A 13168-nucleotide genomic window follows, 5' to 3' on the forward strand; every position below is an offset into this window, starting at 1 on the left:
CAGCGGGAGCAAGCTCCCTCGCCACAGGTAACCTACACCCCTGAGTGCGGGGTCAGCGTTTGGGCAGTTCGATAGTCACTTTCAACCCGCCCCACGCGCTTTCCTCCAGCCTCAACACCCCGCCCCACGTGTCGACGATGTCGCGCACGATGCCCAATCCCAATCCATGCCCATCGGTCTGTTCATCAAGCCGTGTACCGCGGCTGAACACTTGGTCGCGCTGGTCTTCGGGAATCCCCGGCCCATCGTCTTCCACGCTCAACTGAAAACTTTCAGCCGTTTCAACCACGCTTAACCGAACCTCGGCATCCGCCCATTTGCAGGCGTTGTCCAGCAGGTTGCCCAGCAACTCCAGCAGATCTTCGCGATCCCACGGCAGTTGCAAACCGGCCGGTGCGCGGTAGCTCAGGTCGAGGTGTTCACCGTGAATCATGCTCAGCGTGGCCAGTAACCCCGGCAGCTCGGCATCGCAATCAAACAACGCCCCCGGCAGCGCATCGCCGGACAACCGGGCGCGGTTGAGTTCGCGATTGAGTCGCTGCTGGACCTGCTCCAGTTGCGCTTGAATCACCTTGCGCAGCTGCGGGTGCGCATCGAGCTTCTCGCTGGAAGCCAGGCTCAACAACACCGCCAGCGGGGTTTTCAACGCATGCCCCAGGTTACCCAAGGCATTGCGCGAGCGTTTGAGGCTATCTTCGGTGTGGGCCAGCAAATGGTTGATCTGCGCCACCAGCGGTTCCAGCTCCACCGGCACGGCTTCGTCGAGTTGCGAACGCTGGCCCTGCTGCAACTGGGCGATTTGCTCGCGGGCCTTTTCCAGCGGGCGCAAGGCGCGGCGCACGGTGATCCGTTGCAACAGCAAAATCAGCAATAGCCCCGCCAGCCCCAACCCGAGGCCGACTTGTTGCATGCGACAGAAACTCTCACGCACCGGCGTGTAGTCCTGGGCGACGCTGATGGAAATCGCCTGGCCCAGCCGTCGGTAGTCCGAACGCAGCACCAGCAACTGTTGCCCTTCCGGCCCCAGTTGCAGGTTGCTGTTCAGGCCCGGGTGTTCGAGCCGCGGCAGGTCCTGATCCCATAACGAGCGGGAGCGCCAATGGCTGTCGGCAAAGTCGATACGAAAATAGTGCCCGGAAAACGGGCGCTGATAGGCCGGCGACAGATGTCGCTCATCCAGCTGCAACCCCTGCGGGCCACGCACCAGCGCCACCAGCAGGTTTTCACTGTCGTTGCGCAACCCGGCTTCGAGGTAGCGCTGCAAACCCATTTCGAACAGCCACAGGCTGGTTTGCGCCAGCACCAGGCCGACGATCACCATCACGCTGATCAGGCCCAGGCTCAAGCGACGCTGGATCGACCTCACTGGGCTTGCCCGCCGAACAGGTAACCCTGACCGCGACGGGTTTCGATCACGCTGCGGCCGAGCTTGCGGCGCAGGTGGTTGACGTGGACTTCGAGCACGTTGGAATCGCGCTCGGTTTCACCGTCGTAGAGGTGTTCGGCGAGGTGGCTTTTGGAAAGGATCTGTTCGGGGTGCAGCATGAAATAGCGCAACAGGCGAAATTCGGCGGCGGTGAGCTGGATGTCGGCGCCGTCGCGGGTCACGCACTGACGACCTTCATCCAGGTTCAGCCCGGCAGCCTTGAGTGTCGGCTGATTGGCCTGGCCGTGGGAGCGGCGCAGCAATGCCTGAATGCGCAGGTGCAGCTCTTCCGGGTGGAAGGGTTTGCTCAGGTAATCGTCGGCGCCGGCCTTGAGGCCTTCGATCCGCTCGGCCCAGGAATCGCGCGCCGTGAGGATCAACACCGGCGTCGCCAGGCCACCGGCCCGCCATTGCGCCAGCACCTCGAGCCCCGGCAAACCCGGCAGGCCGAGGTCGAGGATGATCAGGTCATAAGGCTCGCTGCTGCCCTGGTACACCGCATCGCGGCCGTCGGCCAGCCAGTCCACGGCGTAACCCTGACGGTTGAGGCCGGCCATCAATTCGTCGGCCAGCGGCACATGGTCTTCCACCAGGAGCAAACGCATCGATCAATCTTCCTTGTCTTTCAGCAGGTGGCCGGTGGTGGCATCGACGTCCAGCTCGCGCACCACGCCTTCGGCGGTCAGCAGCTCGACTTCATAAACATAGACATCGTGTTTTTCTTCAAGCTCGGCTTCCAGCAACTTGGCCCCGGGATAGCGGTCCAGTGCTTGCTGCAAGAGCTGCTCCAGCGGCAGGATCACGCCCTGTTGGCGCAGGCGCAGGGCTTCGTCCTGATCCAGGTCGCGGGCCACGGCCACCGAGCAAAAAGCCAGAAGCATCAGCACCATGCGACTGCTGGCGCGCCGATTCAAAAAAAGCACCTTCATTACGTATCCTGATGATCCTTGAGGACCTGCCCGTTGACCGCATCCAGTTCCAGGTCCCACTCAATGCCCTGCGGGTCACGCAGTTCCACCTGGTATTTGTACTTGCCGTACTCTTCTGCAAGCTCGGTGCCGGTGATGGTCGAGCCGGGGTGTTTGGCCAGAGCGGTGGCGTTGAGCTTCTCGAAAGACACAATGGTACCAGCGTCGCGCAGTCTCAGGGTTTCGTCGGGGCCCAGGTCGCGGGCATGAGCGAGGCTGGCGGTCAGGCAGATGAGGGACGCGGTGAACAGGGCAGTCAGGATTTTCATGGGGTGGCTCCATATTTTCTTATGTATTGCCTACGGAGCGACCTTAGCGATTCGAACTTAACTGAAACTGAATTGCCATCATTGGGAATAGTTGATGCATTCCCCGTAGGAGCTGCCGAAGGCTCGGGCCGCGATCGGACGATCTTTTGATCTTTGGCTGCGTCATAAACGCCAAAAATCAAAATCAAAAGATCGCAGCCTTCGGCAGCTCCTGCATTGATCGGGGACAATCGCAGCCCAAGAGGTGCTTATAATCCCTGCTTGCCAGACATCGAGACCGGTATGACCGCTATCCACATCAAGTTCCCTTCCCTGACCCTCAAGGCCGGCCCGCGTGCTCTGGCGCGCATCCGTGCCAACGGCTTGAGCGCTGCCGATGTGGGCACGTTGCCGGGCGCCGCCGGTGGCCCGAAAGCGCTGGGGATTCAGGGTCTGGACCTGGCGCTGTTTGGCGAATGGCTGCCGGCGGCGCCCCGGGAGCGTTCGCTGATCGGCGCCTCGGTGGGTTCCTGGCGGTTCGCCAGTGCCTGCCTGCCGGATGCCGCCGAAGGCATCCGCCGCCTCGGTCAGCTGTACACCGAGCAGAACTTCGCCAAGGGCGTGACCATGGCGCAGATCAGCCAGAGCTCCCGGCGCATGCTCGATGACTTGCTCGACGGCCGCGATGCCGCGATTCTGGATAACGCCCACTACCGCCTGAACATCATGGTGGTCAAAAGCCACGGCCTGTTGGCGGACGATCATCGCGGCCGGTTGGGGCTGGGCCTGTCGTCAGTGATCGCCGACAACCTGCGCGGTCGCGCACGGCTGTCGCGGCACTTCGAGCGGCTGATCATCCACGACCCGCGCCAGGCGCCACCGGTCAATGTGCTGAATGACTTCCCGTCACGCTTCATCTCACTGAATGCCGGCAACCTGCGCCAGGCCCTGCTCGCCTCGGGTTCGATCCCGATGGTCATGCAAGGCGTGCGCGACTTGCCGGGCGCAGGCTCAGGGACGTTCCGCGATGGTGGCCTGCTGGACTATCACCTCGACCTGCCCTACAGCGGCAACGACATCGTGCTGTATCCGCATTTCACCGACCGGGTGATCCCCGGCTGGTTCGACAAGACGCTGCCATGGCGCCGCGCCTGCCCCGAGCGCTTGCAGGACGTTCTGCTGCTGGCACCGTCGAAGGAATACCTGGCACGCCTGCCCTACGGCAAACTGCCGGACCGCAACGACTTCAAACGCTTCATGGGCGATGCCCCGAGCCGGCAGAAGTACTGGCGCGCGACGATGGATGAAAGCCGTCGCCTGGGCGATGAGTTCCTCGAACTGACCGCCAACGGTCGCCTCGGCGAGCGCTTGCTGACCCTTTAGTCAGTGTTTTGCCCGGAGCTCTGGTAAACTCGCCACCTGCCCACATCGCCGCGGCGATCGCCACCTGAAAGAGCTGAACATCACTGTGGAAATCTTCAAAGAATTTACCTTCGAATCCGCCCATCGCCTGCCCCACGTACCGGACGGCCACAAGTGCGGCCGCCTGCACGGTCATTCGTTCAAAGTGGCGATTCACCTGAGCGGCGACCTCGATCCGCACACCGGCTGGATCCGCGATTTCTCGGAAATCAAAGAGATCTTCAAGCCGCTCTACGAGCGCCTCGACCACAACTACCTGAACGACATTCCCGGCCTGGAAAACCCGACCAGCGAAGTGCTGGCCAAGTGGATCTGGAATGAGTTGAAGCCGTTGTTGCCGGAACTCAGCGCGATCCGCATCCACGAGACCTGCACCAGCGGTTGCATCTATCGCGGTGAGTAAGCCGATCCCAGGCACGGACACTCCCGCAAAGGGAAATGCGTTTCGTCAGTGAATAGAGAAACAGCCTTCAATGGCTGTTTTTTTATGCCTATGCTTTTGGGCTCGCACACGCCAAGAGGACGCACCCATGACTGACTGGCCGCTGGCTCAGACCTATCGTTTCAACGGGCACTCCGTTCGCTACGCCGTGCGAGGTGACGGCCCGCCGCTGGTGTTCGTGCATGGCACGCCCTTCTCTTCTCATGTGTGGCACCGGATTGCGCCGCACTTCATCACCACGCACCGGGTGTATTACTTCGACTTGCTGGGTTACGGGCAGTCCGCACAGCCGGACGACGATGTATCGCTGGGCGTACAAAACCAACTGTTGGCGCAATTGCTGGAGCACTGGGGCCTGGAACGGCCAGACGTGGTGGCACACGATTTCGGCGGCGCCACTGTGTTGCGCGCGCATCTGCTCAATGGCAAGGATTACCGCAGCCTGACGCTGATTGACCCGGTGGCGCTGTCGCCCTGGGGTTCACCGTTCGTGCAACATGTGCGTCAGCATGAAGCGGCGTTCAGCGGGCTGCCTGATTACATTCAACGGGCGATTGTGCCGACCTATATTCGTGGCGCGATCAAGCGCGAGATTTCCGATCAGGAGCTGGCGCCTTACGTGCAGCCCTGGCTGGGTGATTCGGGGCAAGCGGCGTTCTATCGGCAGATCGCGCAGATGGATGAGCGTTATACCCACGAGGTCGAAGCGCTGTACCCGACGATTCGCTGCCCGGTGCAGATTCTTTGGGGGGAAGACGATCAATGGATTCCCATTGAGCGCGGGCGGGCGTTGCATCAGATGATTGCGGGGTCGCAGTTTCATCCCGTTGCGAATGCCGGGCATCTGGTGCAGGAGGATGCACCGGAGGCGATCATGGCGGCGATATTGCGGTTTTTGCCGTTGGCACAGAACGCCTGATCGACGGAGCCCCTGTGGCGAGGGGGCTTGCCCCCGTTGGGTTGCGAAGCAGCCCCCTATATGCCTACAGACACACCGGGTTGCCTGGATTAGCGACTGCTGCGCAGCCGAACGGGGGCAAGCCCCCTCGCCACAAGGTTTTGTGACTGTCTGATTGCTGCGTTCCAATTTGAACCACAGCCGCACTGCTTTCGTGCCCCTCTTCAGGCTAAATCCGCCGGCTCGGCTATAAAGAACAACACCCTCGCGCCATTGGCACGAGCACTGCAACACCCTCGCGTCCTCCATCCAGCAAGGAATGCCACATGACGCAGAACGATCCGGGCAACGATTACCCTTTAAGCGAAGTCCCGATGCATGCCCGCAAGGGGCTCGCCTCCACGGCCATGGTACTGCTGGGTTTTACCTTCTTCACGGCGACCATGTTTGCCGGCGGCAAGCTTGGGGTGGCATTCAGTTTCAGCGAGATGCTGGCGGTGATCATCGCCGGCAACCTGCTGTTGGGAATCTACGCAGCCGGGCTTGGCTACATCGCCTTCAAAAGCGGCCTCAATTCGGTGTTGATGGGCCGTTTCTGCTTCGGCGAAGTGGGCAGCAAACTCAGCGACCTGATCCTCGGCTTCACCCAGATCGGCTGGTACGCCTGGGGCACCGCGACCGCAGCCGTCGTACTCGGCAAATATTTCGAACTGAGCGAAAGCACCGTTCTGGGGCTGATGGTGCTGTTCGGCCTGGGCTTTTGCGCCACGGCGTATATCGGCTATCGCGGGCTGGAGATTCTGTCTTACATCGCCGTCCCCGCCATGATGTTGCTGCTGATGCTGTCGATGTGGGTCGCGACGGTGAAAGTCGGCGGGCTCGAGGGTTTACTTGCGGTGGTGCCGACGGCAACACTGGACTGGTCGACCGCGATTACCCTGGTGTTCGGCACCTTCGTCAGTGGCGCGACCCAGGCGACCAACTGGACACGTTTCTCCCGTTCGGCGCGAGTCGCAGTGCTGGCGAGCCTGATCGGCTTTTTCATCGGCAACGGCCTGATGGTGTTGATCGGTGCCTACGGCGCGATCGTCTATCAGCAACCGGACGTGGTCGAAGTGCTGTTGCTGCAAGGTTTCGCCATGGCCGCGATGGCGATGTTGCTGCTCAACATCTGGAGCACCCAGGACAACACCATCTACAACTTCGCCGTCGCCGGCTGCAATCTGTTGCGCACCGGCCGGCGCAAAACCGTGACCCTGGCCGGCGCGGTGATCGGCACGCTGCTGGCGCTGCTGGGCATGTACGACATGCTGGTGCCTTACCTGATTCTGCTGGGCACGGTGATTCCGCCGATTGGCGGGGTGATCATGGCGGACTTTTTCTTCCGTTACCGTGGACAATATCCACGCCTGGCCGATGCCCGGTTGCCGGCGTTCAACTGGCCTGGCCTGAGCGCTTATGCGGTCGGCACCGTCGCGGCCTTCAGCTCCCCGTGGGTCGCGCCGCTGGTAGGGATTGCCACTGCCGCGCTAACGTATGTGTTATTGACCGGCGTACTGGGTGCCCGTACCGCCGAAGCGCCACTACAAGATCTCTAAAAGGACTCGCCTGATGCACATCATCAACGCCCGCCTGCGCAACCAAGAAGGCCTGCATGAGTTGCACCTGGAAAACGGCCTGATTCACAGCATCGCCCGGCAAACCGAAGCGCCGTCACTGGGGCCGGATGACCTGGACGCCGACGGTAATCTGGTGGTGCCGCCCTTCGTCGAACCACACATTCACCTCGACGCCACCCTGACTGCCGGCGAGCCGCGCTGGAACATGAGCGGCACGCTGTTCGAAGGCATCGAGTGTTGGGGCGAGCGCAAGGCCACCATCACTCAGGAAGACACCAAGACCCGCGCCAAAAAAACCATCCAGACCCTCGCCGCCCACGGCATTCAGCACGTGCGCACCCACGTCGATGTCACCGACCCGGAACTGATCGCGCTCAAGGCGATGCTCGAAGTCCGCGAGGAAAGCCGCCACCTGATCGACCTGCAAATCGTCGCATTCCCCCAGGAAGGCATCGAGTCGTACCGCAACGGGCGCGAGCTGATGGAAGAAGCGATCCGCCTGGGTGCCGATGTGGTCGGGGGCATTCCGCATTTCGAATACACCCGGGACCAGGGCGTGAGCTCGGTGAAGTTCCTGATGGACCTGGCCGAACGCACGGGCTGTCTGGTGGACGTGCATTGCGACGAAACCGACGACCCGCACTCACGCTTCCTTGAAGTGCTGGCCGAAGAGGCCCGCAGCCGCGACATGGGTTCGCGCGTCACCGCCAGCCACACCACGGCGATGGGCTCCTACGACAACGCTTACTGCGCGAAACTGTTTCGCTTGCTCGGGCATTCGGGGATCAGTTTTGTCTCCTGCCCCACCGAAAGCATTCACCTGCAAGGCCGCTTCGACAACTTCCCGAAACGCCGTGGCGTGACTCGCGTGAATGAGTTGCTCGAAGCGGGGATGAACGTGTGTTTCGGTCAGGACTCGATCGTCGACCCGTGGTATCCACTGGGCAATGGCAACATCCTGCGGGTGCTCGAGGCCGGTTTGCACATCTGCCACATGCTCGGTTATCGCAATTTGCAGAGTGCGCTGGACCTGGTCACGGACAACAGTGCCAAGGCGATGAACCTGGGCGATCGCTATGGTCTGGAACGGGGCCGGCCGGCGAATCTGCTGATTCTGTCGGCGGACAGCGATTACGAGGTGATCCGCAGCCAGGGTCTGCCGCTGTATTCGATTCGCGGGGGCAAGGTGTTGATGAAGCGGCAGATGCCGGTGGTTGAGTGGGCGGATCGGCTCTGAATCTTCGCTGACCGTTTGGGCGTCATCGCGAGCAGGCTCGCGATGACGGTCTCAAAATCACCCCATCAACCGCGCCGTCCCAAACAACCTGACCCGACTCAATTCGCCCTCCCGTTCTTCCAGCAGAATCGGTGCCGTGCCGCCGGGCATGACCACCTTCACTTCCCCGGCCGCCACCCAACCCACTCGCCACGCCGCGCACGCCACCGCACTGGCGCTGGTGCCCGACGACGCGGTCGGCCCTTCGCCACGCTCGAACACCCGCGCAACGATTCGCCCTTCGGACTCAAGCATCGCCCATTGCAGGTTCACCCCGGCCGCACACGGCTGCCCTGCCCCGGCTGGCGTGGCGTAAGCGATGCGGGTCAACCCTCCAGACAACTCCGGCTCACGCATTTGCGCGTTGCTCGGCAAGGCATCGGTGCCTGTCACTAACGTCACACAATGGGGATTACCGATGCGCACGAACTGGCTGCGGTTCCAGGCAGGGTCGAGCGTCGACAACGGCCGCACGTGACTGACATCACGCCCGTTCAACACCACGGTTTCGACCCCTTGCGCACCCACCGCTTCAGGCCCGAACGAAGGCTGCCCCAAGTCCAGCCAGAACCCTTGCACGCCATCGATTTCGGCGGGTTTCACCGAAGTCGCCACTGGCGAGAGCGCATCGCGCTTGTCGTGATGAACCCTGAGCAAGCAAGCCTCCTCCCTCGGCATCAGCCCTTGTTCACTCAGGGCTTGGGAAAAAATCGTCAGGCCATTGCCACTGCGCTCGGCCAGGCTGCCGTCGGTGTTGACGATCAGCAGGTCAAACGGCGGCGAAGATTGAAACGGCCCCACCAGCAAGCCATCGCAACGATGCGCCTTGCTGCCGGGCGGTTGTGTCCCGGGAGCCCAGCCGCAGAATGCCTCGATGGCCGACAACGCCCAGGCCTCACGGGTTTGCGCCGCCTGGCTGGCCTGTTCAGGCAGGTCGATACCGCTGCGGCGCAGGGCGTCAGGCGCCACGACCACGTAGATATTGCCTCGAGCATCGTACATCCGCGTCATGGCGCCCCCCCTATGAACAATTGATGCGTCGACAATATCGCGAAACAGCGGCTGGCTGTGCAAGGATGTCACCCTGCCTGACTGCTGCCCCCACCTGAACGTGGTGATCGAACCCTTTGCGGTTGTTCACTGTCCTTTGGGGACGCGACGTTTTTTGCCAAGGATCGATATGACCAGCCTCAACACCCAAGCCGCCTTCGTCCCCGGACGCCTGGAACAGATGTCCACGCGCATCGCCTTCTTCATCGCCGGTTTCGGCATCGCGGCCTGGGCGCCGCTGGTGCCTTACGCCAAGGCGCGGGCCGGGCTGGATGAAGGCACCCTCGGGCTGTTGCTGTTGTGTCTGGGGGTGGGTTCGATTCTGGCGATGCCCATGGCCGGGATTCTGGCGACGCGTTTCGGCTGCCGTCGGGTGTTGAGCGGCGGCACCTTGTTGATCTGCGCGGCGCTGCCGCTGTTGGCGACGGTGTCTTCGATTCCGGCATTGATCGCGGCGTTGTTCATGTTCGGCGCCGGCCTGGGCACGGTGGATTCGACGGTGAACCTGCAAGCGGTGATCGTCGAGCGGGCCAGCGGCAAGACCATGATGTCGGGTTTTCATGGGCTGTTCAGCCTCGGCGGGATCGTTGGCGCGGCGGGTGTCAGCGCCCTGCTCGGTTTGGGCTTTTCACCGCTGGGGGCGATGTTGGTGGTGATCGTGATTCTAGTGCTGGCATTGCTTAAAGCCGCGCCGCACCTGCTGCCTTACGGCAGTGAAAGCTCCGGCCCGGCATTTGCCGTGCCCCATGGCATCGTGCTGTTTATCGGCGGGATGTGCTTCATCGTGTTCCTGGCCGAAGGTGCGGCGCTCGACTGGAGCGCGGTGTTCCTGACGCAGGAACGCGGGATCGACACCGCGTATGCCGGGCTGGGTTATGCGGCATTTGCGCTGACCATGACGCTCGGGCGCTTGACCGGCGACAGGATTGTCCGACGTCTTGGTTATACGCGAGTGATTGTGTTCGGTGGGCTGACGGCCGCGACGGGCCTGGCGCTGGCGACATTCGCACCAGCGTGGCAAGCGGCGCTGGTGGGTTATGCGTTGCTGGGGGCTGGCTGCTCGAACATTGTGCCAGTGTTGTACACCGCCGTCGGCAAACAGACCGTCATGCCCGAAAGCATTGCCGTGCCGGCCATTACCACGTTGGGCTATGCCGGGATTCTCGCCGGGCCTGCAGTGATCGGCTTTATCGCCCATGGCAGCAGTTTGAGTTTTGCCTTTGGGTTAATGGCGATGTTGCTGGTGGCCGTGGCCATTGGCGGGAAGGTGTTGAAGGTTTAAAGCGAAAAGATCGCAGCCTGCGGCAGCTCCAGGGGAAACGCATGTTCCGCGTAGGAGCTGCCGCAGGCTGCGATCTTTTGATCTTCAGTCGTTAAAAGCCGACGCTGGCCTGCACAAAGAACGTGCGTGGTGCGCCGACGTACATCCCCGAGTTGTTGTCGCTGGAACGGGTGAAATACTGCTTGTCGAAGATGTTTTTCACCCCGGCGCCGACTTTCAGGTTCGACAACTGCGAGCCGAAGTCATAACCACCGCGCACGTTCCAGGTCACGTAACCCGGAATGTCACCGTACTGCCCGTCTGCGGAACCTTCGGTGATGTAGTTGCCGCTGAAGCTGCCATCGGCATTCACTCCGGTCCCCGGTGAACGCTGCCTGGACTGGGCAAAGGCATCGAAGTTGTAGGTCCAGCGGTTGATGTCGTAACGCAGCCCGGCGGTGGCCACCTGACGCGAGTAGAACGGCAGATCACGGCCCTTGAAGCCCGGGATCTCGCCTTCATACGTGGCGCGGGTGTAGGTGAAACCGGCGTTGGCGGTCAGGCCATCGAGCATCGGGTTGAGCGCCGACAGGTCGTAATGCACCGACGCTTCAAGGCCCTGGTGCTTGGTCGCGCCGAGGTTGGTCCAGCCCACGTCGTTGCTGATGTATTGCAGTTCATCATCGAAGTCGATGTAGAACAGCGTCACTTCCCCGCCCCACACGTCATCGTTGTAGCGCGTACCGATCTCGTAGGTCTTGGCCTTTTCCGGGCTCAAGCCGTTGGCGGTGTTGTCACCCGAACCACCCTGGCCGAGCTGGAAATATTGCAGGCTGCCGAACGAGGTTTCGTAGTTGGCGAACAGTTTCCAGGCGTCAGACAGGTGATACATCACGCTCAAGGCCGGCAGCGGTTCGTTGCTGTCGATGCTGCGGCGTTTTTCCTGCACGCGTTTGCCAGCGGTGTCGAGAACCGGCCTGTCGTGCCATTCGGTGCTGATGCTTTCAAAACGGATGCCGGGGGTCACGGTCCAGTTGCCGACGTCGATCTTGTCATCGATGTAAACGGCGTGGGCTTCGGTGCCGCCGGTGCGGTCCTGGAACACATGGCCATCGGACGTTTTGCTGACCACCGGCTGATTGTTCACCAGCGCCAGACGGCTCGACTCTTCGTGCATGCCTTCTTTCAGGTAGCGATAACCGACGCTGGCTTCCTGCGTGGTCGGGCCCAGGTCGAACACATGGGACACTCGCGGTTCGATGCCGAAGGTGTAGTAAGTGCGTGGATAAGAGCTGAGGGTTTTCTGGTCGCGCGCGGCGATGGTGCTGCCACGGAAGCTGTCGGAATAGTAGGTCAGCACTTCGGCCTGGGTACGGTCGTCGATCTGCCGCGCCCACTTGAACGACACGTCCTTGCGGCGGCCGCTGAAGTTGTCATGGTCGCGGTCGGACTGGAACGGATCGGCGTCGTACTGCTTCTGCGTCAGGCCGCCGGGCATGTCGGCGCTGGCGTCGTAGTAATGGAAGTTGAGGCTGAAATCGTCCTGATCGGTGGGCGCCCAGTGGGTCTTGAGGATCACGTCGTCGATGTCATTGCCGTTGTTGCTTTTGCGATAACCGTTGCCGTTCACCCCGGAATACAACAGCGCCACGCCCAAGCCGTTATCGGCGGTGCCGCCGAGAAACGCGGTGTCGATGTGTTTCCAGCCACCGCGCTGGGTGGTTTCCAGGGTGGTGCCGATTTCACCGGTGGCTTTCTCCGGGATCGCGCGGGTGACGAAGTTGATCACGCCACCGACGTTCTGTGGCCCATAACGCACGGAACCGGCGCCACGCACCACGTCGATGCTGTCGAGGTTGCCGGAGGAAATCGGCGCCATCGACAGCTGTGGCTGGCCGTAAGGGGCGAAGGCAGCCGGCACGCCGTCGATCAGCACGGTGGAGCGTGGCGACAGGCGCGAGGTCAGGCCGCGCACACCGACGTTCAGGGAAATGTCGCTGCCGCCGGTGCCGTTGGCGTCCTGCACTTGCACGCCGGGTACACGCCGCAATACGTCGCCGACGTTCATCGCGCCCTGCTCGACCATCGCTTCACGGCGGATCACCGTGCGCGCGCCGGGATGGTTTTGCACCACAGCGGCATTGGCATCGCCGAGCCAGTCACCAACAACCTTGATGTCGGTCACGCCCAATTCCAGCGGGCCATTTGAGGCGGAAGTCGGGGCCGGCATCAGCGTGACCGAACCTTCATCGATCTGGTATTGCAGACCACTGCCTTGCAGCAATTGGCGCAAGGCCTGTTCCGGCGAGAGGTTGCCATCGACTGCCGGAGCCTGTTTGCCGGCCACCAGTTCCGGGCTGAAAAAAACCTGCAGCGAGGTTTGCTGGCCCAACTGACTCAAGGCCCGGCCCAGTGGCTGCGCCTGAATATGAATGGCATCGGCAGCAAACGCCTGGGGCAGCGCCGAGCTGACCGCCAGGGCGAGAGCGAGGGGCAGCCAGGATGGTTGGTTATTCTTAGCGGTGGTTTTCTTCACGTCGAACGTTGTCCTGTGGATC

Annotated in this window: 12 protein-coding genes; 6 read left to right on the top strand and 6 right to left on the bottom strand. The window is 62.0% G+C overall.

Annotated elements, in window-relative coordinates:
* Positions 1-52 precede the first annotated feature (52 nt).
* The 4 genes from ACCC96_RS08885 to ACCC96_RS08900 are packed head-to-tail and all read right to left on the bottom strand — an operon-like array spanning position 53 to position 2663.
* Complete coding sequence (locus ACCC96_RS08885) at positions 53-1366, bottom strand: sensor histidine kinase (protein ID WP_413695588.1); 1314 nt, start codon at positions 1364-1366, stop codon at positions 53-55.
* A complete protein-coding gene (locus ACCC96_RS08890; protein ID WP_019648365.1) occupies positions 1363-2031 on the bottom strand; it encodes a response regulator transcription factor in 669 nt (222 codons plus the stop codon). The genes ACCC96_RS08885 and ACCC96_RS08890 overlap by 4 nt, the downstream gene beginning before the upstream one ends.
* Positions 2032-2034: 3 nt before the next feature.
* The gene (locus tag ACCC96_RS08895) at positions 2035-2355 is read right to left on the bottom strand and encodes a PepSY domain-containing protein (protein ID WP_258669921.1); all 321 of its coding nucleotides are present in this window, start codon (positions 2353-2355) and stop codon (positions 2035-2037) included.
* On the bottom strand, positions 2355-2663 hold the full coding sequence (locus tag ACCC96_RS08900) for a PepSY domain-containing protein (RefSeq protein ID WP_258669926.1): 309 nt from the start codon (positions 2661-2663) through the stop codon (positions 2355-2357). Before ACCC96_RS08900 ends, ACCC96_RS08895 begins: the two co-directional genes overlap by 1 nt.
* Positions 2664-2945: 282 nt before the next feature.
* Between ACCC96_RS08900 and ACCC96_RS08905 the strand changes: the two genes are divergently transcribed.
* The 5 genes from ACCC96_RS08905 (at position 2946) to codA (ending at position 8260) form a co-directional block, all read left to right on the top strand.
* Positions 2946-4025, top strand: coding sequence for a patatin-like phospholipase family protein (locus ACCC96_RS08905; protein ID WP_413695589.1), 1080 nt, complete (start codon positions 2946-2948; stop codon positions 4023-4025).
* Between the two features lie 85 nt (positions 4026-4110).
* On the top strand, positions 4111-4467 hold the full coding sequence (gene queD / locus ACCC96_RS08910; protein ID WP_007933061.1) for a 6-carboxytetrahydropterin synthase QueD: 357 nt from the start codon (positions 4111-4113) through the stop codon (positions 4465-4467).
* Positions 4468-4594: 127 nt separating this feature from the next.
* Entirely contained in the window at positions 4595-5425 is an 831-nt protein-coding gene (locus ACCC96_RS08915; protein WP_019648361.1) for an alpha/beta fold hydrolase, read from the top strand.
* Between the two features lie 305 nt (positions 5426-5730).
* On the top strand, positions 5731-7002 hold the full coding sequence (codB, locus tag ACCC96_RS08920) for a cytosine permease (protein ID WP_413695590.1): 1272 nt from the start codon (positions 5731-5733) through the stop codon (positions 7000-7002).
* Between the two features lie 13 nt (positions 7003-7015).
* Positions 7016-8260: a cytosine deaminase gene (gene codA, locus ACCC96_RS08925; protein WP_413695591.1), complete on the top strand. Its 1245-nt coding sequence runs from the start codon at positions 7016-7018 to the stop codon at positions 8258-8260.
* A gap of 57 nt (positions 8261-8317) precedes the next feature.
* Here the strand turns inward: codA and ACCC96_RS08930 are convergent, their stop codons facing one another.
* On the bottom strand, positions 8318-9310 hold the full coding sequence (locus ACCC96_RS08930) for a diaminopimelate epimerase (protein ID WP_413695592.1): 993 nt from the start codon (positions 9308-9310) through the stop codon (positions 8318-8320).
* Positions 9311-9479: 169 nt separating this feature from the next.
* On the opposite strand from ACCC96_RS08930, the gene ACCC96_RS08935 reads away from it, so the two are divergent.
* The gene (locus ACCC96_RS08935) at positions 9480-10631 is read left to right on the top strand and encodes an MFS transporter (RefSeq protein WP_413695593.1); all 1152 of its coding nucleotides are present in this window, start codon (positions 9480-9482) and stop codon (positions 10629-10631) included.
* A gap of 91 nt (positions 10632-10722) precedes the next feature.
* Here ACCC96_RS08935 and ACCC96_RS08940 read toward each other — a convergent pair whose 3' ends face one another.
* Positions 10723-13146 (bottom strand): TonB-dependent siderophore receptor, encoded by a 2424-nt coding sequence (locus tag ACCC96_RS08940; protein WP_413695594.1) that lies wholly within the window; start codon positions 13144-13146, stop codon positions 10723-10725.
* Between the last annotated feature and the right edge of the window lie 22 nt (positions 13147-13168).

The organism is Pseudomonas sp. Pseusp11, assembly GCF_047304405.1.
Classification (GTDB): Bacteria; Pseudomonadota; Gammaproteobacteria; order Pseudomonadales; family Pseudomonadaceae; genus Aquipseudomonas.

Excerpts from the sequence above, each read along its gene's own strand:
- ACCC96_RS08915 (WP_019648361.1), top strand. The coding sequence starts at position 4,595 with ATGACTGACTGGCCGCTGGCTCAGACCTATCGTTTCAACGGGCACTCC.
- ACCC96_RS08905 (WP_413695589.1), top strand. The coding sequence starts at position 2,946 with ATGACCGCTATCCACATCAAGTTCCCTTCCCTGACCCTCAAGGCCGGC.
- ACCC96_RS08890 (WP_019648365.1), bottom strand. The coding sequence starts at position 2,031 with ATGCGTTTGCTCCTGGTGGAAGACCATGTGCCGCTGGCCGACGAATTG.
- ACCC96_RS08895 (WP_258669921.1), bottom strand. The coding sequence starts at position 2,355 with ATGAAGGTGCTTTTTTTGAATCGGCGCGCCAGCAGTCGCATGGTGCTG.
- codA (WP_413695591.1), top strand. The coding sequence starts at position 7,016 with ATGCACATCATCAACGCCCGCCTGCGCAACCAAGAAGGCCTGCATGAG.
- codB (WP_413695590.1), top strand. The coding sequence starts at position 5,731 with ATGACGCAGAACGATCCGGGCAACGATTACCCTTTAAGCGAAGTCCCG.
- ACCC96_RS08900 (WP_258669926.1), bottom strand. The coding sequence starts at position 2,663 with ATGAAAATCCTGACTGCCCTGTTCACCGCGTCCCTCATCTGCCTGACC.
- ACCC96_RS08930 (WP_413695592.1), bottom strand. The coding sequence starts at position 9,310 with ATGACGCGGATGTACGATGCTCGAGGCAATATCTACGTGGTCGTGGCG.
- ACCC96_RS08935 (WP_413695593.1), top strand. The coding sequence starts at position 9,480 with ATGACCAGCCTCAACACCCAAGCCGCCTTCGTCCCCGGACGCCTGGAA.